At 62.1% G+C, this 1,854-nt stretch carries 1 protein-coding gene; it reads right to left on the bottom strand.

Annotated elements, in window-relative coordinates; translation table 11 throughout:
• On the bottom strand, window positions 1–1,854 hold a 1,854-nt coding region (locus ACWDKQ_RS36030; RefSeq protein ID WP_450143216.1), incomplete at both ends, for a hypothetical protein.

The following is a 1,854-nucleotide window of genomic DNA, read 5'->3' as shown; positions in this document are numbered from 1 at the left end:
CGTCGAAATCACGGATCACCACATCATCTGGACCAAGCCAAGCTTCCAGCCGCGCGTACCCGCCGCGTGCAGTCTCGAAAATCTCCTGCAATTCCAGTATCGCATTATTCCGGCGCAACTCCCGAACAGCAGCGGACGCGTCCACTACCCGGCTGTGGAGCTCCTTGAGCGACGTATTCAGATGAATAACCGACCACTCCGTGATCTTGGCTTCATATGCGTTCCGTAGGTCAGTGCTTGTCTCCTCCTCCGCCAAAATCTGCTGCAGAGACCCCACCGCAGCGTTCAAATCGGATGTCAGCTGCCTCCGGACATCATCAAGAATCGGGTCAGCCCATCGCCTCCCCCTCTTGAACCGAGCTTCCACGGACCTGATGTTGTATACCCCGCGGAGCCCGTCCGCACGTGCCTCGTCTCGCAGCACCCGTTCGACAGCTTCCTTGTCCGGCAAACCACTAAGCGCCTTGCCCACCGCCAAGCGCCGGGCATACATCTGCGATGCTTTAGACTGAGCCTCGTTCGGTCCAGGGACCGGGGTCACCGTGGCGGAAAGCAAGTCGTCGGCAGTACCTGAGTCCGCACCACCATCCAGGTCGCCGGCCAGGTAACGGACCAGTCTCCACCGCAACTGCTGTAACTGCTCATCGGCCTGCGGGTTCGTCATCAACTGCTGATCATCCCGGGGGTTTTTCATCAACTCGTGCGCGATCACATCCCGGAACGGCCGGGACTCGTGCAGGGGCCCCAAGACCTTCTCCGCCGGAGCGTACAAACGGTCCACGGCATCTTGACCGTGTTCGTCGGCCAACTGCCGCAACGCCCTACCGGCATCCGCGAACGTCCGCTTCACCGAACTAAACTGATGAATAACGCTGAGCCCCGGATCAACAACGGCCCCGCGCATCATCGGGGCAGCAACGGCCCCAGCCACCGTCTCGTTCCCAGCAGGATCTGCCTGCCAACGTTCCTCTTCCGCTCTCACCTCCTCGATCGCGTCGCGCGTCAAACCACTCCTCAAACCACTCCTCGCCACGCCAAGGTCGAGGTCATCGGCCAGATAACCGGCCATTTCCGCCCGCAGCGCCTGAGCACCGCGCCAGTCGCCCGGGTGCTCGCCCAACCAGTGCGCCAGCACAACCCGGAACCGATCCGACGCCTTCAACGGCCCCAAAATCCCGTCCGCATCAGCCAACAACCGGTCCACAGCATCCCGACCCGCGACCCCCTCCCACTCATGCAACTGCGCCGCGGCCGTCAACTCGTGAAACCTTTCCTCCAACGCCACCACGCCGACGCCATCCCCCGGATGACTCACCATGTAATGAGCCAACACATTCCGGAGACCGTCAGCACTCCCGAAAACTCCCACACCCGCCACGTGCTCCCGCACATCAGCGATCACACGGTCTACGCCTACATTCACCCCGCCTACGTAAACTGGCCACCCCTCATCGCGCATCCTCTGCAACCCAGCCTCCGCGTTAGTGATCAACGCACGCAGCTCGGCTGCCGCCGCAGACTCCTCCGCTACCTGAGCGGACTCACCAGCAGAAGACCCTTCCCCGCCTAACAACGCATCCTGCAGCTTCGCAGCCCTCTTTTTCTGCTTATACCGACTCTTACGTGCCCTGTGCAGGTCAAGCAGCCGCTTATTCTCCGCCTCAATCTCGTCGAGCTCCGCCTGCACCGGCTCGATCTCCTCCTGCAGCGCCTCCCACTGCTCCCGTAAACCCGCATCCGCCCCATCCCACCCCGGGCGCGCCTCCAACGAAGCCTGGTCAGCCTTAAGCTTCTTCAGCGACTCCCCCAACTCCGTATTCCGCGCACGCTGCGCCGCTTTCTTTTTGGCCCGAC

Source organism: Saccharopolyspora sp. NPDC000995, from assembly GCF_053599315.1.
This window is presented reverse-complemented; position numbering and strand designations above follow the sequence as displayed.